At 35.8% G+C, this 23209-nt stretch carries 22 protein-coding genes, 1 pseudogene and 1 riboswitch; of the genes and pseudogenes, 5 read left to right on the plus strand and 18 right to left on the minus strand.

Annotated elements, in window-relative coordinates:
- Positions 1 to 7 precede the first annotated feature (7 nt).
- Complete coding sequence (locus tag AC5LWL_RS20205) at positions 8 to 1066, plus strand: lactonase family protein (protein WP_493435978.1); 1059 nt, start codon at positions 8 to 10, stop codon at positions 1064 to 1066.
- A gap of 119 nt (positions 1067 to 1185) precedes the next feature.
- On the opposite strand, the gene AC5LWL_RS20210 is transcribed toward AC5LWL_RS20205, so the two are convergent.
- From AC5LWL_RS20210 to AC5LWL_RS20270, 13 genes are all read right to left on the minus strand, one after another.
- Positions 1186 to 1896, minus strand: coding sequence for an ABC transporter ATP-binding protein (locus tag AC5LWL_RS20210; protein WP_493435979.1), 711 nt, complete (start codon positions 1894 to 1896; stop codon positions 1186 to 1188).
- A 13-nt stretch (positions 1897 to 1909) separates the two neighbouring features.
- The gene (locus AC5LWL_RS20215) at positions 1910 to 2686 is read right to left on the minus strand and encodes an ABC transporter ATP-binding protein (RefSeq protein WP_493435980.1); all 777 of its coding nucleotides are present in this window, start codon (positions 2684 to 2686) and stop codon (positions 1910 to 1912) included.
- A 29-nt stretch (positions 2687 to 2715) separates the two neighbouring features.
- Positions 2716 to 3957, minus strand: a complete 1242-nt coding sequence (locus AC5LWL_RS20220; protein ID WP_493435981.1) for a branched-chain amino acid ABC transporter permease — start codon at positions 3955 to 3957, stop codon at positions 2716 to 2718.
- 9 nt (positions 3958 to 3966) lie between these two features.
- Positions 3967 to 4953, minus strand: a complete 987-nt coding sequence (locus tag AC5LWL_RS20225; RefSeq protein WP_493435982.1) for a branched-chain amino acid ABC transporter permease — start codon at positions 4951 to 4953, stop codon at positions 3967 to 3969.
- A gap of 247 nt (positions 4954 to 5200) precedes the next feature.
- On the minus strand, positions 5201 to 6400 hold the full coding sequence (locus AC5LWL_RS20230) for a branched-chain amino acid ABC transporter substrate-binding protein (RefSeq protein ID WP_493435983.1): 1200 nt from the start codon (positions 6398 to 6400) through the stop codon (positions 5201 to 5203).
- Positions 6401 to 6822: 422 nt separating this feature from the next.
- Positions 6823 to 7344, minus strand: a complete 522-nt coding sequence (locus AC5LWL_RS20235) for an acyl-CoA thioesterase (RefSeq protein WP_493435984.1) — start codon at positions 7342 to 7344, stop codon at positions 6823 to 6825.
- A 98-nt stretch (positions 7345 to 7442) separates the two neighbouring features.
- Positions 7443 to 8930, minus strand: coding sequence for a HAMP domain-containing sensor histidine kinase (locus AC5LWL_RS20240; protein ID WP_493435985.1), 1488 nt, complete (start codon positions 8928 to 8930; stop codon positions 7443 to 7445).
- Positions 8869 to 9558 carry a response regulator transcription factor gene (locus tag AC5LWL_RS20245; RefSeq protein ID WP_493435986.1) on the minus strand — a complete coding sequence of 230 codons (690 nt, stop codon included), beginning with the start codon at positions 9556 to 9558 and terminating at the stop codon, positions 8869 to 8871. Before AC5LWL_RS20245 ends, AC5LWL_RS20240 begins: the two co-directional genes overlap by 62 nt.
- A gap of 374 nt (positions 9559 to 9932) precedes the next feature.
- On the minus strand, positions 9933 to 11111 hold the full coding sequence (locus AC5LWL_RS20250) for an ABC transporter permease (protein WP_493435987.1): 1179 nt from the start codon (positions 11109 to 11111) through the stop codon (positions 9933 to 9935).
- Positions 11108 to 11809, minus strand: coding sequence for an ABC transporter ATP-binding protein (locus AC5LWL_RS20255; protein WP_493435988.1), 702 nt, complete (start codon positions 11807 to 11809; stop codon positions 11108 to 11110). Before AC5LWL_RS20255 ends, AC5LWL_RS20250 begins: the two co-directional genes overlap by 4 nt.
- The gene (locus AC5LWL_RS20260; protein ID WP_493435989.1) at positions 11809 to 12813 is read right to left on the minus strand and encodes an efflux RND transporter periplasmic adaptor subunit; all 1005 of its coding nucleotides are present in this window, start codon (positions 12811 to 12813) and stop codon (positions 11809 to 11811) included. Before AC5LWL_RS20260 ends, AC5LWL_RS20255 begins: the two co-directional genes overlap by 1 nt.
- Positions 12814 to 13127: 314 nt before the next feature.
- Positions 13128 to 14369: a M20/M25/M40 family metallo-hydrolase gene (locus AC5LWL_RS20265; protein WP_493435990.1), complete on the minus strand. Its 1242-nt coding sequence runs from the start codon at positions 14367 to 14369 to the stop codon at positions 13128 to 13130.
- Positions 14370 to 14488: 119 nt separating this feature from the next.
- On the minus strand, positions 14489 to 15139 hold the full coding sequence (locus tag AC5LWL_RS20270; RefSeq protein ID WP_493435991.1) for an SAM hydrolase/SAM-dependent halogenase family protein: 651 nt from the start codon (positions 15137 to 15139) through the stop codon (positions 14489 to 14491).
- Between the two features lie 233 nt (positions 15140 to 15372).
- A riboswitch (PreQ1 riboswitch) is annotated at positions 15373 to 15417 on the plus strand.
- A 7-nt stretch (positions 15418 to 15424) separates the two neighbouring features.
- Here AC5LWL_RS20270 and AC5LWL_RS20275 point away from each other — a divergent pair.
- Complete coding sequence (locus AC5LWL_RS20275; RefSeq protein ID WP_493435992.1) at positions 15425 to 15940, plus strand: QueT transporter family protein; 516 nt, start codon at positions 15425 to 15427, stop codon at positions 15938 to 15940.
- Between the two features lie 311 nt (positions 15941 to 16251).
- On the opposite strand, the gene AC5LWL_RS20280 is transcribed toward AC5LWL_RS20275, so the two are convergent.
- The gene (locus AC5LWL_RS20280; protein ID WP_493435993.1) at positions 16252 to 17415 is read right to left on the minus strand and encodes a toxic anion resistance protein; all 1164 of its coding nucleotides are present in this window, start codon (positions 17413 to 17415) and stop codon (positions 16252 to 16254) included.
- A complete protein-coding gene (locus AC5LWL_RS20285; RefSeq protein WP_493435994.1) occupies positions 17412 to 18074 on the minus strand; it encodes a 5-bromo-4-chloroindolyl phosphate hydrolysis family protein in 663 nt (220 codons plus the stop codon). Before AC5LWL_RS20285 ends, AC5LWL_RS20280 begins: the two co-directional genes overlap by 4 nt.
- A 294-nt stretch (positions 18075 to 18368) precedes the next feature.
- Between AC5LWL_RS20285 and AC5LWL_RS20290 the strand changes: the two genes are divergently transcribed.
- Positions 18369 to 18509: a hypothetical protein gene (locus AC5LWL_RS20290; RefSeq protein WP_493435995.1), complete on the plus strand. Its 141-nt coding sequence runs from the start codon at positions 18369 to 18371 to the stop codon at positions 18507 to 18509.
- Between the two features lie 664 nt (positions 18510 to 19173).
- On the opposite strand, the gene AC5LWL_RS20295 is transcribed toward AC5LWL_RS20290, so the two are convergent.
- Together AC5LWL_RS20295 and AC5LWL_RS20300 are read right to left on the minus strand one after the other, a co-directional pair.
- Positions 19174 to 20223: an NAD(P)/FAD-dependent oxidoreductase gene (locus AC5LWL_RS20295; RefSeq protein WP_493435996.1), complete on the minus strand. Its 1050-nt coding sequence runs from the start codon at positions 20221 to 20223 to the stop codon at positions 19174 to 19176.
- A 463-nt stretch (positions 20224 to 20686) separates the two neighbouring features.
- Positions 20687 to 21919 (minus strand): annotated as a pseudogene (locus AC5LWL_RS20300) (ISL3 family transposase).
- A 135-nt stretch (positions 21920 to 22054) separates the two neighbouring features.
- Here AC5LWL_RS20300 and AC5LWL_RS20305 point away from each other — a divergent pair.
- Entirely contained in the window at positions 22055 to 22294 is a 240-nt protein-coding gene (locus tag AC5LWL_RS20305; protein ID WP_493435997.1) for an AbrB/MazE/SpoVT family DNA-binding domain-containing protein, read from the plus strand.
- 147 nt (positions 22295 to 22441) lie between these two features.
- On the opposite strand, the gene AC5LWL_RS20310 is transcribed toward AC5LWL_RS20305, so the two are convergent.
- On the minus strand, positions 22442 to 22582 hold the full coding sequence (locus tag AC5LWL_RS20310; RefSeq protein ID WP_493435998.1) for a hypothetical protein: 141 nt from the start codon (positions 22580 to 22582) through the stop codon (positions 22442 to 22444).
- A gap of 475 nt (positions 22583 to 23057) precedes the next feature.
- On the opposite strand from AC5LWL_RS20310, the gene AC5LWL_RS20315 reads away from it, so the two are divergent.
- The gene (locus tag AC5LWL_RS20315) at positions 23058 to 23201 is read left to right on the plus strand and encodes a hypothetical protein (protein ID WP_493435999.1); all 144 of its coding nucleotides are present in this window, start codon (positions 23058 to 23060) and stop codon (positions 23199 to 23201) included.
- The last annotated feature ends 8 nt before the right edge of the window (positions 23202 to 23209 follow it).

The following is a 23209-nucleotide window of genomic DNA, read 5'->3' on the forward strand; positions in this document are numbered from 1 at the left end:
CTTGTACATGACTAATTCAAAAAAATTTATCGGTTATATTGGTACATACACGAAAACTAAAAGTAAAGGAATTTATTCATTTGTACTTGATACAGAAAAAAAGAAGATAACAAATATTGAATTGGTAGCTGAAATTGATAATCCTACCTATTTAACAGTTAGTAAAGATAATAAACATCTTTACGCTGTAGGGAAAAAGGGATCTCTTGGAGGCGTTTCTGCTTATACTATCGATTCTGCATCGGGTAAGCTTGAATTGCTTAATAGCCAATATACAGAAGGTGCTTCTCCATGTCATGTAAGCGTTGACGATGGTAAAATTATGGTTTTATCTGGAAACTACCACAAAGGAACTGCTGATGCATATCCTCTTGATAAGAATGGTTCTATCCAACCTGTTTCTTCTATTATTGAGAATAGCGGATTTGGCCCTAATAAAGAGCGCCAAGAAAAACCACATATGCATTTTGTTGGATATACCCCGGATGAAAAATATGTGGTGTCTGTTGATTTAGGAATTGATCGCTTAGATACATACAAGCTGTCAGAAGGCGTTCTAAAAGAAGTAAATAGCTTATCTGTAAAACCTGGAAGTGGTCCACGACATATCGCTTTCCATCCCAATGGTAAATTTGCTTATGTGATGACTGAGCTAAGTTCTGAAGTGATTGCTTTATCTTATGATGCAGAAACAGGGAGCTTTGAGCAGCTACAGTATATTTCAACTATTCCAATTGACTTTACAGAAAATAATCAAGGCAGCGCTATTCATGTTTCATCAGATGGCAAGTTCGTTTATGCAGCAAATCGTGGCCATCATACTATTTCTATATTTAGCGTGAACCCTGATACTGGACAACTTGTGTTTGTCGATCATACTTCTACAGAGGGAGTTTGGCCACGTGACTTTATATTAGATCCGACAGAACAATTTTTGATTGCATCAAATGAACAATCAGATACACTAACATTATTCCAAAGAGATCCAGGTACTGGAAAACTAACATTACTGCAATCTGAAATAGAAGCACCTGAACCTGTCTGTGTTAAATTTTTGCATTATTAATATGGCTACTTCATTTGTGTTACGCTTGGACTTTTACTAGAAGTAACCAATCAGATAAAAAGGAAGCTGACTTTATTAAGCTAGGAAAAATAGCTTATCTAAGTCTGCTTCCTTTTCATTTAGGCTAAATATGCCTCTTGTACTTGTTTATTTGTTATTAATTCCTCTCCCGAACCTTCAAGAACAATTTGTCCTGTTTGAATAACGTACCCCCTGTTAGCAATTTGCAATGCTTGGAATGCATTTTGCTCAACTAAAAGAATCGTCATCCCTTCTCGGTTCAGCTCTTTAATTATTTCAAATATTTGTTCCACAATTATCGGTGCCAATCCCATGGAAGGCTCATCTAGCATTAATACTTCCGGTTGCATCATAATGGCACGTCCAATCGCAAGCATTTGCTGTTCCCCGCCACTCATCGTTCCGCCTTTTTGGTCCACCCGTTCTTTTAATCTAGGAAAATATTCAAAAACTTTTTTCATTCTTGTTTCAATTAACTTTTTATCTTTTACAGCAAAAGCGCCTATCAATAAGTTCTCTCGTACAGATAATTTAGGAAAAATCCTTCTTCCTTCCGGCACTTGTGAAACACCTAGTATAGCTGTTTTATGTGCAGCAATATTCGTTATTTCATTGCCTTTATAAAAGATAGATCCCTGTTTCGCTCGAACCTGACCACTTATTGTTTTTAACGTCGTTGATTTTCCTGCTCCGTTACTTCCGATAAGCGTAACAATTTCGCCTCGATCTACATGCAGGCTAATTCCCTTTAATGCCTGGATGCCGCCATATGATGCTTCTATACTATTAAGTTCCAGTATTTTCTCCATGCTGTTACCCCCTTTAAGCAAGTGATACCGCTCCTTTGCCTAAATATGCTTCAATTACCTTAGGATTCGAACGAATGTCTTCCGGTCCGCCTTCCGCAATCTTCTCTCCATGATCAAGCACAATAATATGATTAGAAATTTCCATTACCAGTTTCATATCATGTTCGATTAAGATAATCGTCAAATCTAATCTATTACACATATCTTGTATTAAATCAGTTAATAATCTTGTTTCTTTTGGATTCATTCCAGCTGCCGGCTCATCTAATAATAAAATGCTAGGTTTGGTTGCTAAAGCACGGGCAATTTCTAATCTACGCTGAGCACCATATGATAAGTTTCCTGCTGCTTCATTTAACAAATCAGCAAGACCAACATATTCTAGTAATCGATAAGCCTCTTGTTTTGCTTCTTCCTCTTCATGTCTAGATTTTGGAAGTTGGAGTAAAGTCCCTAATAGATTTCCTTTTATATGATTATGCATTCCAATTAGTACGTTTTCTAATACAGTAATATCATTAAATAAACGAATATTTTGAAACGTCCGAGAGATGCCATGCTTTGCAACAGTATGTGGCTTTAACCCTGCTATTGATTTTCCCTCCAAAAGAATTTCTCCTGATGTTGGTTTATACACGCCTGTAATCATATTAAAAAAGGTTGTTTTTCCTGCTCCATTTGGTCCAATTACAGCCGTTATAGAGTTTTTCTCCACATACATATCAATATTTGAATTTGCAACAAGCCCGCCAAAAGTTTTGGTTAATCCTTTAACCTCGAGTACATTCACTTGATGTTCCTCCTTGTGCATTTAAGTCCTTACAGAGATTTTTTACTACTCCTAGTTCCCTGTTTTAATTTCTTTGCATTAAATTTTAAATTTTTTACCGGTATCAATCCTTGTGGACGATACAATGTCATGATAATTAATAATGCACCGAAAATAAATCTTTGCATTTTTGCCGGAGATAACGCATCAGGAATAACCGCAACAGAACTAAGCCATGATGTAATCTCTGCTAAAACTTGTAAATTTAATATAGTAATAACGGAAGCTCCTAAAATAACACCTGGAACACTTCCCATACCTCCTAAAATTACCATAACAAGAATAGTAGTAGATTCTAAATAGGTGAAGCTTGTTGGATCAATAAATGTTTGTTTTGCAGCAAATACAACACCCATCATTCCTGAAAAAGAAGCACCAATTGCAAAGGCAGTTAATTTTGTTTTAACAAGTGGAATTCCCATCGCTTGTGCAGCAATTTCGTTTTCTCGAACCGCTTTCCAAGAACGTCCCAATTTTGTATGTTCTAATTTCGTAACTGTATAGATAACGATCAAAAATACTACTAATACAACATAATAAAATTGATTTGGGAATATTAATTGAACCCCAAATATTTCAGGAGGACTAATGCTTGCAAGTCCCATTGCTCCATTTGTAATATTGACCGGTTTATCTAAATTATTAAATACAATTCGAATAATTTCTCCAAATCCAAGGGTAACAATTGCTAAGTAGTCACCTTTTACACGTAAAACTGGAATTCCCAGCAAAACACCAAATAAAGCAGCTACAAACAGACCAAGAATAATAAAAACCCAAAAGCTGTTTCCTGATAAAGGATAATGGCCAAAAGGCATAAAGTTAGACGCCTGTGTAGTTGCAAAAATACCGTATGTATATGCACCAACTGCAAAGAACGCTACAAATCCTAAATCAAGCAATCCAGCTAATCCAACAACGATATTTAAACCTAATGCCATACAAACATATATTCCTACCATTGTAGCAACTTCCATGTAGGACTGATAGGCAGGACCGTGACTTGCTGAAAAGGGAAGAACAAATCCCAAAATGATAATTCCCAAAGCCCATTTTATTTTATTTCCTAACTTTAAAAAATAAAGAATTAAAAGGGAAAATAATAGTAGTAAAAATGCCACAACCGATTGCTGCGCAAGGTATAAACTAGCACTCGTTACTAATACGTATACTAAAAATAGTATTGCTTGTGCCATTTTATTGTTTTGTAGTGTATTCATTATGTTTGACATTGTTCCCACCTACACTTTCTCTGCTACGGCTTTCCCAAATAAGCCTTCTGGTTTAAAGATTAGGACAATAATTAAAATAGCAAAAGCAACAACATCTTTATATTCTGCTCCTAAAAGACCACCTGTAATAACAGATAAATTAGCAGCGGTAAACATTTCAACAAGACCAATAATCAATCCTCCAACCATGGCTCCGCGGATATTCCCAATACCGCCAAGGACAGCTGCTGTAAATGCCTTTAGTCCAAGAATAAAGCCAATATAAGGGTCAATTGTTCCATATTGAATAGCAAAAAGCACTCCTGTTGCTCCCCCAAGGGCTGAACCAACAAAAAAGGTAACTGAAATTACTTTATTTACGTTAATAGACATCAAGGATGCAGTATCTCTGTCTTGAGCTACTGCTCTCATTGCCATGCCCCATTTTGTTCTATTAACAAACACATCAAGAGCAACCATTAGTATGATGGCAACAATAATAACTACTAGAAAAGAACTTTTAAAGCTTGGGTTGTGAATACCTGAGATAATAGAATCTAATGGTACTTTTATTTGTCCTTTAAAAAAACTTGGTGAAGTTAAAATATAATTTCCTTTATATAGTTCTGTAATAAAGCGCACAATATCCTGTAGTAAGAAGGATATCCCTATAGCTGAAATAAGTGCAATTAATTTCGGAGCTTTTCGTAATGGACGATACGCCACTCTTTCAATTCCCATTCCCATTAGACCTGTGATTAAACTGGATATCACAAGCATAATAATTAAACTAAATACAGCCGGCAGCATGGAAGTCCAGCCAAGACTTGTCAAAATAATTAATACGGCTGTTCCAATAAACGCACCCGTCATAAAAATTTCTCCATGTGCAAAGTTTATTAGCTCCAAAATTCCATAAACCATTGTGTATCCTAATGCTATAACTGCATATACAGCACCGAGGGTCAGACCGTCTATCAAAACTTGCGGTAATGTTTGTAGTATTTCTGTCAGCATTTTCTTCCCCACACTTTTGTTTTAAATTTTATTAACTACAATTAACTTTTTAAGTTATTTTCTTTTTTAGTTGTCCTTCTTGCTTATTCTTTTAAAATATTGCTTGTCTGCCATTAGAAAGGTAACTGATATAATCCCTTTGAACGATCATCAATCGGTTTATCATACAAAATTTTATCTAAAACCGTTTTTTTCTTATTGATAAAATATAAGAAGGGTACGGGATGTCCATACCCTCCTTATCTAATTATTCTTTTTCAATTTCTCCATCTAAAGTAGCTGGATATTTCGCTTCATCAAATTTATAGATGAAGATTTTTGCATACGTGTTATCACCTTTTTCATCAAAACCAACTTGTGTTACTACCCCTTTATAATCTTTAATGCCGCGTACTGCGTTCATAACTTGTTCACGAGATGGCATTTTGTTGTCGTTCTCTTTAATCGCTTTTTCAATACCAGCTAATAATACACCAGCACTGTCATATGCATATGCAGAATAAGACTCAATCGGTTTATTAAATTTCGCTTTATAATCATCAGCGAATTTTTTACCTTCTGGTGTTTTTCCTGTATCACCTGCAACAGAAGTTAAGAATGTATTTTTCACTGCATCGCCTGCAATTTCAACAAATGTAGAAGAGTCTAAACCATCTCCGCCCATAAATGGAACATCAATTCCTTTTTCACGAGCCTGCTTCACTATAAGTCCGCCTTCAGCATATAAACCGCCAAAATAGATTAAGTCAGGCTTTTTAGAGGCTACTTGGTTTAGAACACCATTAAAGTCTTTTTCTCCAACAGTGATTCCTTCATATCCTACAACTTCAGCACCCATTTTTTCTGCCGCATTTCTAAATGCATCTGCTAAGCCTGAACCATAGGCTGTTTTATCTTGGATAACAAAGATTTTTTTTGCTTTTAATGTTTCAACTGCATATTTTGCCCCCGCTGGTCCTTGGAAGTCATCACGTGCAACGACACGGCTTACAGATTTAAGGTTGCGGTCTGTAAAATCAGTTGCTGTACTTGCTGGTGATACACTGATAATTTTGTATTTTTCATATACTTCAGAAGCAGGAATGGAAACTCCTGAATTTAAATGGCCAACAACACCTAATACAGATTGATCAGCGCCAATTAATTGAGCATTTGCTACCCCTTTTTTCGGGTCTCCTTGATCATCTTGAGCTTCCAATTTTAGTTCGAAACCTAAGTCAGAGAATTTATCTTTTTGGTCATCTAATGCTAATTGTGCACCTAATTTAATTGCTTCTCCTAAAGTTGCACTTCCACCCGATAATGGAGATTGCGTAGCGATTTTAATAACTTTTTTTCCATCTGCACCACTATCTTTGTCCGTATTATTGGATGAAGCACACCCGCTCATAAAGCCAAGTGCTAAAGTTGCTGTCATCGCTAGTGATAGTACTTTTTTCGAAATCATAGTTAGCCCCCTAATTTTTCTTTTTCTTTAGGAAGATGCTAGTTACACACCTTACTACTCTAGGAATATTATCCCATAATAGTAGTTCCATGTTTGGATTATAATCCTGTATTAGACAAGTGTCTTTGTTTTTGTTAGATTATCTGACAATATATTTTCTAAAAAGTGCGCAAATTCCGACTTTTATTTTCGTATTACGAAATTCATGAACAAAACACACCTTCATTCGACAATTTCCAACAATTTTCTTGTTAGAAAATTAAAATACAAAACATAATGCATTCCTTGTAGGTTTAAAGTACCAACTAGGAAGAAACCATGTCAAAAAAAAGCAGCTGCCAGGTAAAGAGTAAATCTCAAACATAGTTGTCCGAGATTATCTTTTCCTAACAGCTCCATCGCTTACTATATTATTCTATTGCCTACATCCATGGAATATCGGTGTTTACAACACTTGCGAATGCTTTGCTATGTTCTCTTCTGTCTTTTCGAATTTTTACTCGCTGATCTGCTGTATTATACAGCATTAATTCTTCATTTGACTGAGGAACTACTTTTGGAATTTGTTTCGGTTTGCCATTTTCATTTAGTGCTACAAAGGTTAAAAAAGAAGTAGCTGCTAATTTTCGTTCTCCCGTTTTTAAATTCTCCGCTATTACTTTCACAAAAACTTCCATCGATGAATTCCCTGTATGAGAAACATAAGATTGCAAGCAAACGGAATCAGTTGGTTTGATTGGAACTAAAAAGTCGACAGAATCCGTCGATGCTGTAACAACATCACTTCTCGAATGTCTCGAGGCAGAAATGGACGCCACATCATCAATATAGCTCATTAATCTTCCGCCAAATAATGAATTATGGTTATTCGTATCAATTGGAAATATTCTGCTCGTCTTCACTACTAGAGATTCTTTGCAAAATTTCTCTTCGCGTACATCCATTGAACTCAACTCCCCTTAAAAAGCATATTTTTTAATACGTTAGTATACTCGTTAAGGAAGTAACAAGACATGCTTCTTCCCCATCCTTTTTACTATTTTTAATTGTAAAGTGGTACTTTCAATAAAAATATTGTAGTGGAAGCTTCTGATTTTTGTAAAGATAAATATCCTCCTTGCGCTTTTGCCAATAGCTGACTATACGGCAGACCCAATCCTAATCCCCTCTCTATATCCTTTTTATTTTTTCCACGGTAAAATCTTTCAAATATATTTTTTTGTTCTTCTAAAGGAATTCCATATCCATTATCTTCTACTGTGATTAGCGCATTTTTTTCGTCAGATGATACACTTATTTTTAACTTTCCATCTTTTTTGTTTTTAATAGCGTGCAAACTATTGTTTAATAAATTAATGATTATTTGTTGAAGTCTTACACTATCCATAAAAGCGTAGACCGGATGCTCTGGACTGCTATAGGTTAAAACAACATGGTTTAAGGCTTCTGCGTGCACAATTTCCCATTGATATATTATTTCTTTAATCACTACTTGCAAATTGATTTTTTCTAATTTAACGGTAACAGATCCAGCACTAAAACTATTAAAATCAAGTAAGTCTTCTACCATACTTTGCAATCTCTTTGCTTCTTTTAAACTCATTGTCAGAAATTCTTTTTTCTTCTCTTCTGAAACTATATTATCATTAACAGCTTGTATCAGTGCACTGACAGAAGTAATTGGTGTTTTCAGTTCATGGGTAACACCTGCAAGCAGTTGTGTTCGTAATCCTTCTAATGTTTTTAAACGATTGGCAAGTTCATTAAAGGAAATTATAAGCTGATGCAATTCTTTTTCATGAACCTCTTCATTTAAGCGAATATCATAGTTTCCACTCATTAAACTCTGCGCACCATTTGCCACTTCTTCTACTGGTTTTGCCATTTTTTTTGATAAAAAATAGATGACGAACCAACCAAGCAATGCAAGGCTGGTTAAAAGCAAGCCTAATAGCTGATATTCTTCCGGGTTAATATGATTCAGTACATTATGAGGCTGTATTATATACACAGAACCAATTAATGTCTGTTCTTTTTTTATAGGGGAGATAATCACTGTAGCTTTTTGATTATTCGTTAAAGTTACTTTTTTTTCCGCTAGTTCTTCTTCCAGATCCATTGATTCAATCAATGAACTTTGCTCATTTTTAAAATCAGGGCCTCTGTCCTGCGATAATGAAATTAATTTCCCTGTATTGGTTTTCATATAAATGGCAAGTGGAGCACCTTTATTAATAGAACGCTGTCTATCCTGCAGAAACGGCAAGCCTGTAGCAGAAAATTCATCCACTTTCATATCACTAATTCGATCGGATAATTCTTGTGCCACCAGTTTCGTTAACTCTAACCGATTTTCCAAAGCATTATGCCGAATCCAGAAAATCGATATCACCCCGATGATAACGAGTCCTGCTACTAATGTGAGTAAGTACCGCATTGTCCAATAATAAAGAAGGGGAGTTTTGCTACTATTTTTTTTCTTGAACATAAAATTGGTAGCCCAATCCACGTAATGTTTTAATTTCTCCATCTAAAGGATCCCACCCATTCACAAGTTTTCTGATTCTTTTTATTGCAAGGTCTACGGCCCGGTCACTCCCGTCATAATCTCTTCCCCACACATGATCAAGCAGCTGTTCTCGTGTAAAGGTCTGATTTGGATTGCTTGTTAAAAAGAGAAAGACGGAAAGATCTCTTGGTGTAAACGGTATCTCAATTCCATTCAGAAAAACTTGATGTGAACGATAGTTTATTTTTAAATGACCATAATATTTTATATCGTCTTCTCTTTGGTATTGCGGGGATCTTCTTAATACAGCTTGAACACGAGCAATTACTTCTTCCGCAATAAACGGTTTCGTTATATAATCATCTGCTCCCTCACCAAAGCCTTTTAATTTTTGTTCTGTATCGGATAGAGCTGTAAGCATAATGACAGGGCAGGCAGTTTTTTGCCTTATTTGCTTTAAGACAGCCCAGCCATCCATATATGGCATCATAATATCCAATAATACTAAAGAAGGATAGGATTCAGCCAATTTTTGAAGTGCTTCCTCTCCATTATAAGCATAGCTGACCGTATATCCTTCCTTCTCTAAATACGCTCCTAATACCATGGATATCGCTAATTCATCTTCTACTATTAATATATGTTTCATACTGTTATTCCTTTTGTTTTTTTCTTATTATACATAAAAGAATGCTTTTTATAAAAAAAGAGGGTTACCCACCTATAAAGTCACTCCCCACAACCAGCTTATCTATATTACGTTAGATATAGATAAGCTGGATTGGATAATAACCTTATTGATAGGATAAACCCACTTTCTTTTTGTCCAGCTGCTGTGCCTAGCCCCTTTGAAAAAGAACATTTTTCTTTGGGGCTTTCAAGGCGCTTCCGCTTTTCTTTTTGTCCAGCTGCTGCGCCTAGCCCCTTTGAAAGATAACCTCTTTCCTCTAAAAGTAAACAACACTTTTTGAGGAAAGAGAACATTTTTCTTTGGGGCTTTCAAGGCGCTTCCGCTTTTCTTTTCTACTGATATCTTAGTGCTTCTAGTGGGTTTAAGTTAGATGCTTTATTGGCTGGGAATATACCGAATATAATACCGATTATAACGGAAAACCCTACGGAACCTCCTACAACCCACCATGTAATTTGCAATGTCATATCTAATGTATTGGATAATAGTTCTGCACTTCCAATGCCGATTAATGCTCCTATTATTCCGCCTAATGCACTTAAAACAATCGCTTCTATTAAAAACTGAAGCATAATATCTTTTTTTCTTGCTCCAATTGCTTTTCTAATGCCAATTTCTCTTGTCCTTTCTGTTACCGAAACTAGCATGATATTCATAATGCCAATTCCTCCAACAATTAAGGAAATACTTGCAATTCCTGCTAGCAGCAATGTCATCGTATTATTCACCGAATCTAATGCATCTGCTACAGATGATTGATTTCGGACAGTGTAAGAAGTCTCATCTCCACCAAATTGGTTGTAAAGTTCTTGCTTCATTTTTGCCATACCTATTTCAACTGTATCTTCAGAAGTCATTTTTACCGTTGCAGAGGTTACATACGTTTGCCCGATAAATCGTTGAGCAGTTGTAAATGGTATCAATATCTGATCATCAACTGAACCAGATAATTCTTCTCCTTGTTCAGCTAAAACACCTATTACTTTAAAAGTAGTTCCATCAACTTTCACTGTTTGATTAACAGGATTTGAAAAACCAAAAAGCTCTGTTGCTACATTCGATCCTAATACCACTACTTTATTCCGGTTATCTAAATCTACATCTAGGATTGTTCTTCCTGATTGAATCGTGATTTCATTCACTTTTTCATAAGAAGGAGTAACACCATTAACGGTAACACCATCACTTGATGTCGTTCCATTTTTCACTGTACTATTAGAAGTAACAGTAGGCGAAACAGCTTCTACTTCGGAAAAATCCTCAAATGACATTAATTCATCGTATGTTACTACTTCTTCATCACTAGAATTTCCTGACAAATTAACTGAAACAGTCGTTGTTCCAAGACCAGAAACCTCATCAGAAACTGATTGAGAAGCCCCCATTCCAAGAGATGTTAAAGCAATAACAGCAGAGACACCGATAATAATGCCGAGCATCGTTAATATTGCCCGCAGCTTATTCATCGTTATATTTTTAAAAGATATCTTTATTGCTTGACCGAGTTTCAAGAATTCACTACCTCCTTTGCCTCTATAAGTTTTCCATCATGGATTCGGATTACTCTTTTGGCTTGTTTTGCTATTTCTAAATCATGTGTAATTAAGATAATGGTATGACCTTGTTCGTTCAGGTCTTTTATTAACTTCATTACTTCCATGCCTGTTTTACTATCAAGCGCTCCAGTTGGTTCATCAGCCAGGAGAATGGGCGGATTTCCAGCAAGAGCACGGGCAATTGCCACACGCTGCTGCTGTCCTCCAGATAATTCCGTTGGTCTATGTCCTGCCCTTTCTAATAACCCAACTTTTTTTAATGCATGTAAAGCAATCTCTTTTCGTTCCTTACTATTCAAACCTCTGTATATTAATGGCAATTCTACATTTTCGAAAGCTGACTGTTTTGTTAATAAATTAAATGATTGAAAGATAAACCCTATTTTATGGTTGCGGACTTCGGCAAGCTGCTTACTTTTTAATGCAAAAACATTTTCTCCGTCAAGGTAATACTCACCCGAATCAGGTGTGTCCAAACAGCCAACCATGTTCATCAACGTCGATTTCCCTGAACCTGAAGGACCTATTATGGCAATAAAATCTCCTTTATTTATAGAAAGGCTGACATTATTTAATGCTTTCACGGTTTCACCGCCAAGTGAATATTCCTTATTTACATTTTTTATTTCTACCAATCTCTTTTCTTCAATCATTAACGGTTTCCTCCCCCGCCTTGGCCCGGCATACCGCCTCCATTGCCAGATGGCATTTGTCCGCCGCCAGCACCGCCTGGCATCTGACCTTGACCTCTACCAAACATATTTTGTGAATTTTCATCACTGCTAGATTCAAATGTTGGTAGTACAACAGTTGTTCCCTCATCCAAGCCACTTGAAATCTCTGCAACATCTTCGTTTTCTAAGCCGACTTTTACTGTTTGTTTTGTAGTAGTTGTTTCTGTTGTTCCATCTTCTGAAGTTGTTGTACCTGATGGAATTAACACATAATACTCATCATCTTGTTTTTGTACTGCTTCTACAGGGACAGTAACAACATTTTCTTTACTGCTTGTAGTAATAGTTGCTTCAGCAGTCATTCCTACTAATAATCCTTTTGGTTTGCTTAACTTTACAGTAACAGCATATTTAGCAACACTTGAGCTGTCAGAATTAGCTTCTTTTGCTACGTTTGTTACTTCGCCTGTAAACTCTTTATCTTCTAAAGCACTAGCTGAAATGGTTGCTTCTTGTCCGACTTTCACTTTTGAAATATCTAATTCATCTACATTTACAACCATTTCTAAATTGCTATAATCTGTAATTTGCAGTACTTCTGTGCCCATTGATACATTTTCGTCTTCTTCTACATTAAGTGCTGTAATTTCACCAGAAAAAGGTGCTTCAATTGGATCAGCATCGCCGTCAAAAGTTACTAACTCGTCGCCTTCTTCTACCGTATCTCCGACTTCTACTAGAACTTCAGCTACTGTTGCATTTTCCGTTCCTGTAACTGTTTCTTTATTAATGGCTGCAATACTTCCCGTACCGCTTACTTTAATTTCAACATTTCCTACTTCTGCTGTAGATGTTTGTGTTCTTGCTTGGGCCACTCCCCCGCTATTTTCCTCTTTAGAAAATAAGAAATATGCTCCAATTCCAGCACCAATTATTACAATGATAATGCCACTAACGATCCACTTTTTTATATTTTTTTTCATCCTTTTTCTCATCCTCTTTCTATTAATTAAATTTAGCTGCTATTCGTTTTGCATAAAAAAGCAAGTTTTCATGCTGCCCTCCTTTTTTTATTTACTTATATAAGACCAGTGTGAAAGTCTTCCTTTATTGACTTGGGTGTGCTTTACAATTAATAGAATAAAAAAGTAATATGTCAGGAATAAGTCGAGGGAGAATTTTTTTATTTTTATTCATTTTCATATTTTTTCTAGATGCTTCCTTTTTTTACGAAAGTTAAACTTTATGTATTAATAAACACAAAAAAAAGTGAAGAATAACTCTTCACTTTTTTTGCTCATTTAATTAGCAATGCTTCTGTTTCATCTTTTATACCAACAAGTCCTAGAATAGTTAGAAATAGATTTTGTGTGCCTAAGTAATCATCTGTTGGATCAAAATATTCTTCCAATGTATGAATTCCTCCACAATCACCACCGCCACCTAATGTAACTGCTGGTATGCCTAAACTAATCGGTACATTAGAATCCGTGCTGCTTGCAAAAGAAAGCTCAGGGTTTAGCCCTAACATTCTAGCTGCATGTAAAGATGCTTGCACAATAGCATGCTCGCTGTTTTGTGTTCCAGCTGGTCTATCTCCTACTAACTTTATGTTTACTTCAATAACTGTGTGATCGCTGTTCCATCGATTATTTTCTTCTTTTGCTGCCAGCTCCAATAGATTCATCACATTCTTTTCCAACTTCAGCAACTCTTCTTGTGAATTAGAACGTAAGTCGATCATCATACTTGCTTCTTCCGCAATAGTATTAACAGAAGTTCCACCTGTAATGGTTCCTACTGTAAAAGTTGTTTTTGGATCGGTTGGTGTTTCGATATCGGCAATCTTGCTTATAGCTCGTCCTAACGCATGGACAGCACTAGGTATTCCAAAATCTCCAAAACTATGTCCACCTGATCCTTTATATGTAACATGATATCGGTGGCTTCCTGTTGCAAGATAAACAATTCGTTCAGGCGTTCCAGGCTCAATCGAAATAAAAGCATCTATATCGTTTCTATCCTGAAATAACCCTTTTACACCCCTTAAGTCTCCTAACCCCTCCTCTCCAACAGTCGCCCCAAAAATAATATCCCCGCTTGTTTGAATATTCGTTTCATTAAATGCCCTTGCTACTGATAAAACAGCTGCAAGCCCTCTGCCATCATCCGAAATACCTGGCGCATATACTTTTCCATCCTTCTTTTTCACCTGAATAGCAGTGCTTTCCGGAAACACGGTGTCTAGGTGGGCACACACAAATATTCTTGGACCATTTCCCGTCCCATAACGGATGCCAAAAACATTTCCATGCTGGTCTGTCTCTATTTGCGAAAGACCCAATAGCTCCAATTTCGATTTATATACTCTTCCTTTTTCTTCTTCTAAAAAACTCGGAGCGGGAATGCAAGTAAGTTCGATTTGTTCTTCTAATGTATGGCTAGCATCTTCCTTTAAAAAAGCTATTCCCTTTTTTACAAGGGCATTTTCTATTAACTGTTTCCATGTATCTTCGAAAGACTTTGCTATATCTGTCATATACGTGCATCCCTTCCTTTACTTATTTCGTGAATCTAAGTAATAACTTTATTATATTCTAAATTTTCGATTAATTCCATTTAAAAATCTGCCTTGCTTGAAAGACAGATTTTTAAATATTATCGTGTTGGCAGTATTTGCACCGTCCAATCAGCCCCTGCTCCAAGTGAATAGGTATTAGCCATTGATTGCTGATTTATGGCCAGCCCTACATTATCTAAAGAATTTATATAGGCGATGGATTCACCTATTTGGGCATCAGCAAATGATCTCCCAAAGATTATTTGCTTTTTAAAAACTTGTTCTTTTTTAAAAAAGATAGATACCTCTACCATATTTCCATACAAAATTTCACTTTTATTTACTAACTCTCTATCTCTTCCATAAAATGTATAGGATTCACCACTATTTGGAAGCCTATTTTTGGCTTCATCTATTAACCGAACTTCTTGCAAAACATCCTTCATATGAGAAATCGTCCCATTATCAGGGGTAATAATATAGTGATTATCAACCGTTTTAGCGACAATACTTTTTCTATCCGAGCCGACTCCAGGATCTACTACTGAAACAAATACAGTTTCTCTTGGCCAATAGGAAACCGTTTGAAGTAAACGATAGGAAGCTTCCCAAATATGAAATGGCGGAATATCATGTGTTAAATCAAAAATGCAAAGATTGGGATTAACACTTGTCGCCACTCCATACATCGCACTCACTGCTCCATCACTCAGACAAAAATCTGACTGCAATACCAATGATCTCAACAAGCATCCATCCTCTCAAGCTGCAATTCCTCTTTGTTAAGCTACTGTTCATCTCAATCGTTACTTTCTCTATCCTAATAAATTTTTATGCGAAAATAATTAGAACCATGCTTATTTTTTAATAGCATACTGAATAGCTACCAAAAAAAATAATGCACAGGCTTGAAGTTTTCATTCCAAAAAACATTGACGAACATAACTATCATGCTATAATATTATTCTTTGTTTAGAGATTGTCAGTCGTGGTTCGTAACCATCCCACGTAAAAAAACTAAGGGAGAGTAAAAAATGAAAATAAAAACACTTGCAGTAAATGCGATGATTGCTGCACTTTATATTGCTGTATCTGGTATTATTGCGCCATTCGGTTTTACGAACATACAATTCCGCGTTTCCGAAATGTTTAATCATTTAATTGTATTTAATAAAAAATATTTATACGGAATTGTGATTGGTGTATTTTTAGCTAATTTATTCTTTTCGCCAATGAAGGCACACGACCTTATTTTTGGTGTCGGTCAATCAATCATTGCATTACTGATTACCATTTTTGTCGGCAAATATGTTAAAAACATTATAAAACGAATGATCGTCAATACGATTGTATTTACATTTACGATGTTTATTATTGCATATGAACTATTCTTAGTTTTTAAACTACCGTTTTTATATACATGGTTTACTGTTGCGGTCGGTGAATTAGCTGTTATGGCAATTGGTATTCCGATTATTTATCTTGTGAATAAACGTGTTCATTTTGATAAATTAATAGAAGATAAGCAAAGTGTTCAAAATACAAAGTAAATATTTAGTAAACGGTTCAGCATTCCAACTCTTCAATGGAAAACTGAACCGTTTTACTTTTTTAATCAGACATTTAAGCATTCTCCATTAGTTCGCAGGCCGTTCTGTGCTTCGAGCATCAACAATAAAACTTCTATTCATGATAGAACAAGCTGCTTCTTTTCATGGTTCATAGTGCAAGATTGGTTGGATAGACTTGTCTGAATAAATCTCCACTTTCTCCATGTTTGTTTTTCCTTTGCTCAGTCTCCAAAAAAATATGGGATAACACTATATCAAATGAGTGCATATCCATATCTAAAAATATCTATTTATTTGTTTTTTATTTGTTCGAGAGTGGTTTTTAATTTATGATCTATTAGTGCAAAATCTTGTTCTGCCTTTATTCTACTTTCACGAGCATCTTCTTGGATTTTCCATGTCTCTTTTAGTGTTGAAATGAGATCGAGCTGTGTATTTTTTAACAGATCAATCTCTGCAAATCCGCTGTTATTCTCTTTCTCTATCATAGGATGATTCGCTAACTTTGCATTATTTTTGATTATTTCTTGGTTTGCTTTATTTATCTTGTTTTGCGTTTCTACTGCATGGCGTTGTCGCAGCAGAGAAAGTGCAATGGCCACTTGGTTTCTCCATAGTGGAATAGTTGTGAGAATAGAGGATTGAATTTTATCAATTACCTTCTTATTGGTATTTTGAATTAAACGAATTTGCGGTGCTGTTTGAAGGGTAATTTGCCTACTTATTTTCAAATCATATATTCTGCTATCTAAACGATCAGCAAACTCGAGCATGTCATCGACTTCTTGGCGTTTCATCTCATTTTTTTGTGTTTCTGCTTCCTTTTTCATTTCCGGAATAATGTTTTTATGTAAATCTTCCAGCTTCCATTCTGCTGCTGCAATATATATATTAAGTGCATAGAAATATTCTTTATTATTCTCATATAATTGTTCCAATAAATGGATATCAGATAATAAGATATTTTTGCTGCGTTCTAACTTCACACTAATTCGATCGATTTGAGCACCTGTTTTTTGATATTTTGATAAAATCTCCTGCACAGAACTAGACATTCTGCCAAAAAGTCTAGCAAAAAATGATTTGTTTTCCATCTTTAATTCATCTGGATTGATTTCGTTCAACTTGCCCATAAGCTCGCCAATAATATCGCTTACTTCTCCCACATCCTTTTTTTTCACATGCTCTAACATGGCATGGGAAAAAGAAAGCAGACTTTTTTGTGCTTTAGCACCGAAAAAAATCATTTCCCGGTGTTTTTTCGGATCAAGTTTCTCAGCTAATTCATATGCTCTTTTTTTCTCTTCCTCTTTGAGAACGTCAAGAAGGCGAACTGATTTCTCTCTCGCCTCCTCTCCTCCTATTTGGACAGTTTTCTCATTTGCTGCTTCAAGTGACTGAGAAAATTCCTTTTCATATTCTTTTCTCAAAAGCGAGTTCAAATCATCACTCATTTTAATCTCCTGCTTTCATCAAACAAGCTACTATCCTTTTTCTTTAAAGTAGTATGCTTCACTACATCCAATTCAAAATTCAGGTCATCAATATCATCTATAAGTAATTCATGAAGATCTTCTTCAATCGATTTAGTTAATTGTTCCAATGTATTTCTCGTCTCCCGAAGAGTAACTTGCAGTTCGCGATTTTTTTTAGGCTGTGCTGATAATAATGCATATTTTTCTGTAATTTCAACAACTGAATCTAAATGAGAGTAATAAAACTTCTCTGCTCGATAAAACCTTTTTGGCACTTGTGTCGTCAATCGGTATATCTTTCTTGTAACCCGCATTAAATCGACTCGCTGTTTGATGGATGAAAAATGACGTACAGCAAATACGGCTCTATTTAAACGTGTAATTTTCGTCTTTGCTTCTTTTAATTGCTTATCAATAAATTTATATTCTTTTCTAGTTAGTCCCTGCTTCTTTAAAAACCGATGATGAACTACTCCATCAGTTAGCAAGTATGCAGCAGTGCCTGCGATGATTGCGTATATAACTGCTGGGAAAAACGTTTGATCAAAAAAGAGGATACTGCTAAACCAAGTTATTATACCGGTTGGGACTGTCACTCCTGACCGAACAAGAAAAAGTAAAACTGGATTCAATCTCATCGACTCCTGACGTTATATTCCTTCTTTTATTTTACGATTTATTCAACTAATAGTTTCATTTAAGTAAAATGTAAAATATTCCTTTTCTCTTTATAGAATAACGAAAAAATCAAGAAATTGCTATGGACTTGAAATGGAATCTAAAGTAAGTCTTAAGACGTATTTATGGATAGTTAGTTTGTATAGTGCGTGTTCAAAAAGAGGAGCAAGAATTTCGAGACGGCTTCACTTTGAGCATCAGTTCCACAGGATGTGATGACTTCAACGTTGTTTACAGGACGGGAGCGTTTTTTATTGAAGATCCTCGAGTTAAATACGATAGAAGCGAAAAATAAGCCAACGAAGAAACTAGCCGAGTCCTTTTTTGGAACAACCTCGTATACTAGTTTCTTTTTATCTTACCATTCATTACTTATTTTATATGCTTCCATCTAAAATAATATCCTTTCACAAAACGAAAAGCATGGGTTGCAGAATCAATATATGGCTCCAGTAAGCTAATGTTTATTCTTAAAAGAAAAATAACAGCAGTAAAAAAATGAGTGGTTAAAAGGGGAGCTATTCACGGGGCAATAACAAAAAAATAAACCTAATTAAAGGGAGGTGAGTGACGCTTGTTCCATCCCCAATTAGGCTTAAGTAATTTTAATAACTAAAACTTTGCAGTTATAAATTCCACTTCTTGTATTGCCATACCTTGGTTTAGAGCAATTAGAAAAGGGTGATTGATTAGTCTTTTTAGGTATTTTTTTGCAAACATTATTCCTTATAAATAGGGGATTGCTTTCCGTGGGTCGTGCGATGAGCCTCCTCAGTCCAATCGCCTGCTTAGGCCTCATCTAACCCGCTAATCCCACAGGAGTCTCGCATATCCGCTCCAATCAAGCCGTTTTGCCCCATAAGCTTTAGTTGCTGTCATTGAACTGGTAAAAACCCCCACTTTATTGAATAGACTAAAAGTGCACATTTTGGGAGAGCAACGTTCTCACCTTTTAAAAAACAAGCCTCCCATTTTATTGTTCTAAACCGAGTCCTATCAAGATTTACAAACGAATTTGAGGTGCAAAGTTAATAAGATATACTCTCGTTTTAAACTTGACTATTTAATCAGTTGTTTCACTAATTCCTTATTGCGTTTTTTGAAAAGTTCATTATGTGATGAAACCATTCCATATTTATTAGCATCCGGTTCAATAAATTGTTTTGCCTTGTTTACTGCATTTGCAGCATCTTGGAAAGCCCCAGCTATTAAATGTAATTTTCCGTCATGATGAAGAATATCTCCAGCCGCATAAAGTCCATCTACGGAAGATTCGCTAGTGGCATTCCCAGCAATATAATAATTATCTGCAATCTTAATATTTAATTCATTATCTTGAAGCAATGTCGATTCCCGTTCATAGCCATGATTAATAATAACTTCATCAATGGATAAGCTGTTAATTTCCCCTGTTTCATGATTAGTCAGTTCCACAAATTCAATTGCTTCATGGTTCTCACATGCAATTAGTTTTGTAATCGATGTTTGGAAAAAACATTCAGCAGTGCTGTTCATTAATTGCGTTACTTGCGATTCATGTCCCGCTAATGCATTTTTTCTATACGTTAAATAAACTTTTTTAGCGATTGGCTCTAACTCATTCGCCCAATCAATTGCTGAATTTCCTCCACCTGAAATAATGACTGTTTTATCTTTGAAACGCTTTAAGGATTTTACAGTATAATTTAAATTGGCTACTTCGAATCTCTCTGCCCCTTCAATTTCAAGCTTTTGCGGATTTAAAATTCCGCCTCCTACTGCAACAATAACCGTTTTGGATAAATGCACCTCACCTGAAGAACCTTGTAAAACAAATATTCCGTCATTATTTTGTGTAATCATTTCCACTTTCTCATTTAGAACAACTTCAGGGTTAAAAGTTAGTCCTTGCTCAACAAGCTGCTGAATTAATTGTTCACCTGAAATTGGAGTAAGCCCCCCAATGTCCCAAATCATTTTCTCTGGATACACATGAATTTTCCCACCTAACTGTGGCTGGTATTCTATGAGTTTTGTTTTCATTTCTCTAAGACCACTATAAAACGCTGAATAAAGCCCCGCTGGCCCTCCACCGATTATCGTCACATCATATAACTCTTCCTGTTTCATTGATCATTCACTCCTCTATAACAAGTAGTATTGATTATCATTTTCAATTAGATTAAATATACAATGTTTTTAACGTTTATACAATAGCAATCATTGATTATTTAGGTGATTGGGAAAAAGGAAATACACTTCTTTTAGGAATAATATAGGAAACTAATAATTGTTTTTCCTATTGTATTTTTTGGCTCTTCGCTATTTAGTGTTGAAAAAACAAGTTAATAGGCCAGTAGTTTCTACCATTCCTGTTTGCCGTCGTTATTGTGGCACAAGAATAAAAACCAAAACCGGACAAGGGAATATGTTCAATTGCTCACTCAACATTCACCACCTGTAACATGAATAATTACCCAAATATGTGGGCACACTTATTCATGGACAAGGGAATGTGTTCGGTTGTGAGCGATACATGGCTCCATACTGTAACGCATTCTTTTTTGTTTGTAGGAAACCAAGATAAAATTAATCATGGTTCTATAATCAAATCCATTTTATTAACTGTTGCATAGATCATTGCTATAAAATTATCTGGTGAGCGATATCCACGTGCTTTTCTTTTGGCAGCTTGAACCAAACTATTTATTCCTTCAAGCAAACCGTTGGTCAATTTGGTTTTAAACCATCTCAAAATACCATCTTTATGCTTTTTTAAAGATTGTGCTAACTTAATTATCGGTTCCAGTTGAGATCGAATAGCCCAATTGTATCACTCATCAAAGTATAGTTCGGAGATTCCGGTTGATTTAGTAAACATTTTCTGCAGTGACAATTTCATACGGTATGCTCGACCAGTCGCTAAATCCATGTCCTTTAATTTGGCGTATTTTTCCTTTTGTTTTTCAGTCAGATTTTCTTGGTTTTTAAGCCATACATATCGTGAATTTTTTAGTTCAGGTTGGGTGCCCTGCTCTTGCCTTCGCACCTTGTCTAATGCTTCATTGACCATTTTCATCACATGAAATTTATCGAAGGTAATCGATGCTTCAGGGAAATTATCTTCAATTCCTGAAATAAATGACGGAGACATGTCGCAACAGAATTCTTTAATTTGAGAACGGGCAACCCCTTTACTATCAAGAAATTGGCAGAATTCCTTCAATACCTCTGCACTTTTACCTGTTGTGACAAAGATTACTCGTTTGGTATCCGTATCAACAAATAATGTAACGTACTTATGACCTCTAGTACGTGAAGTTTCATCCATAGCTATATTTTTAACATTAGATACATCCATGTTTTCAACTGCTTTATCAACGTAGTATTTAAAGACTCGCCAAAGACGAGTATCATGTTCACCAACTTTACGCGCAACTGCAGCAACAGGCATTTCAACCATCAATGACAGGACATGATATTCGAAAGGCAAAGAAAAGCCAGCTCCTGGGCGTGCCCAATCAATAACAACGGTACGAATTTTTCCACAAGATTCACACTTAACCCTAGGCATTCTTGCATGAAGTAAGGTTTGATATTGCCAAAAGTCGAGGTGTCTCCATGTACGGTCTAGATCCTGAATATCATGGACCTTACATCCTGGTGATCCGCAATTAGGGCATGAGAATTCGGCACCTTTTCTGTACTCAAGATAAATGTGAAGTGTTTTTTCTTTTTTGGCTAACTCATGATGGAAAACATACCACGGCTCAGGTATTTCTAAAGCAGATTCAAATACATTATATTCTTCTTGGATATCTTTCATAAAGCAGTCAACTCCTAGAATTCTACTAATTTTTACCCAGTATTGACAGCTATATGAGATTTTAAACTAAACACTAAATAGCGAGGAAGCTATTTTTTTAAGGAAGATGAAAAAAATGAAAAAGGAGGAAAGTATATGGCAACCCTTCAAAAATGGGGAAATAGTTTAGCCGTTCGTATCCCTACGCATTTTACCAAAAATATAGGCATCCGAGATGGATCAGAGATGGAACTTCAACTTTTGGATGGCGGGATCATGATGAAACCTGTTCAAACGAAGCCAACACTAGATGACTTATTAGCAAAAACAAAGGGGCGAACCAATCCACATTTAGATTACGGCTTTGGAAAAGCCGAAGGGAAGGAAATGATTTGATTATAACGGTACCTAAAAAGGGCGATATCAGCTTTTTAGACTTCAACCCACAACAGGGGTGGAGCAAGCCGGTAATCGCCCCTACACTGGGAACTGGCGAAGATTGGAGGAAATGGCACATCAAGACGTCCCTGATGCATTACATCTTTAGATGTAATCTCCGTACTCTTCGTCATAGTCGTTGTTTTCCCCTTCGAACAGAAAATCGTAAGCCTTCCCTACTTGTATTCTATTTTCATTTTCATCTGATTTAACTTGAACTGCGATCTTCTCACGATTTTTACTCATTAGAAAACCACTCCTCTCTTAATGATCATATATTACCATACCCACAAGTGCTTTTCCTAAGTTTTCCCTATCCGACTCATTCTGATCCTATTAGATTGAGCGGAACTTCAATTTGTGAAAAGGATAGAATTTCATGAAAAACGAAACGTTATTCCGCTACGCTACCTAATCAATAAACGGGATGAATGGAAAAACAAAACATAACTCGAACAGGAGATAATGATATGCCAAATACAAAATAGATAGCTGGAGCAAAAGAACTGGCAAAGTAAACGTAGAAAGCCAAATCCAAACGATGATAAAATCAAACCAATAGGATTTTGATGTAACATACCACGAAGAACATGGTTGGATTGTCGTAACTTCTTATTGCTCCATGGGTGGATGTACAGAGGACTTTGTCTCTTGTCAGTCAGAAGAATTAGCAAAGATCTATATCATAAAAATGGTATGATCCGTGTGGGAGGGATGGCCAGTGAATAGTAAAAAAAAGGATGATGATAAAATGAAAGCAGTAGTTCAAAAACAACAAACGGATCGTAAATCTAAGATTCATGACATCTTTGCAAAAGCAGTTAAAGCAAACGACAAAGCATTAGAGCGTCTTAGCAATAACTAATGGAATTA

This window comes from Niallia sp. WK069_GA_01 (assembly GCF_983173855.1).

What these genes read in the sequence shown, in the direction of transcription:
- AC5LWL_RS20205 (WP_493435978.1), top strand. Translation starts at nt 8, where the DNA reads ATGACTAATTCAAAAAAATTTATCGGTTATATTGGTACATACACGAAA.
- AC5LWL_RS20210 (WP_493435979.1), bottom strand. Translation starts at nt 1,896, where the DNA reads ATGGAGAAAATACTGGAACTTAATAGTATAGAAGCATCATATGGCGGC.
- AC5LWL_RS20220 (WP_493435981.1), bottom strand. Translation starts at nt 3,957, where the DNA reads ATGTCAAACATAATGAATACACTACAAAACAATAAAATGGCACAAGCA.
- AC5LWL_RS20225 (WP_493435982.1), bottom strand. Translation starts at nt 4,953, where the DNA reads ATGCTGACAGAAATACTACAAACATTACCGCAAGTTTTGATAGACGGT.
- AC5LWL_RS20230 (WP_493435983.1), bottom strand. Translation starts at nt 6,400, where the DNA reads ATGATTTCGAAAAAAGTACTATCACTAGCGATGACAGCAACTTTAGCA.
- AC5LWL_RS20235 (WP_493435984.1), bottom strand. Translation starts at nt 7,344, where the DNA reads ATGGATGTACGCGAAGAGAAATTTTGCAAAGAATCTCTAGTAGTGAAG.
- AC5LWL_RS20240 (WP_493435985.1), bottom strand. Translation starts at nt 8,930, where the DNA reads ATGGAGAAATTAAAACATTACGTGGATTGGGCTACCAATTTTATGTTC.
- AC5LWL_RS20245 (WP_493435986.1), bottom strand. Translation starts at nt 9,558, where the DNA reads ATGAAACATATATTAATAGTAGAAGATGAATTAGCGATATCCATGGTA.
- AC5LWL_RS20255 (WP_493435988.1), bottom strand. Translation starts at nt 11,809, where the DNA reads ATGATTGAAGAAAAGAGATTGGTAGAAATAAAAAATGTAAATAAGGAA.
- AC5LWL_RS20260 (WP_493435989.1), bottom strand. Translation starts at nt 12,813, where the DNA reads ATGAAAAAAAATATAAAAAAGTGGATCGTTAGTGGCATTATCATTGTA.
- AC5LWL_RS20265 (WP_493435990.1), bottom strand. Translation starts at nt 14,369, where the DNA reads ATGACAGATATAGCAAAGTCTTTCGAAGATACATGGAAACAGTTAATA.
- AC5LWL_RS20275 (WP_493435992.1), top strand. Translation starts at nt 15,425, where the DNA reads ATGAAAATAAAAACACTTGCAGTAAATGCGATGATTGCTGCACTTTAT.
- AC5LWL_RS20280 (WP_493435993.1), bottom strand. Translation starts at nt 17,415, where the DNA reads ATGAGTGATGATTTGAACTCGCTTTTGAGAAAAGAATATGAAAAGGAA.
- AC5LWL_RS20285 (WP_493435994.1), bottom strand. Translation starts at nt 18,074, where the DNA reads ATGAGATTGAATCCAGTTTTACTTTTTCTTGTTCGGTCAGGAGTGACA.
- AC5LWL_RS20295 (WP_493435996.1), bottom strand. Translation starts at nt 20,223, where the DNA reads ATGAAACAGGAAGAGTTATATGATGTGACGATAATCGGTGGAGGGCCA.
- AC5LWL_RS20305 (WP_493435997.1), top strand. Translation starts at nt 22,055, where the DNA reads ATGGCAACCCTTCAAAAATGGGGAAATAGTTTAGCCGTTCGTATCCCT.
- AC5LWL_RS20310 (WP_493435998.1), bottom strand. Translation starts at nt 22,582, where the DNA reads ATGAGTAAAAATCGTGAGAAGATCGCAGTTCAAGTTAAATCAGATGAA.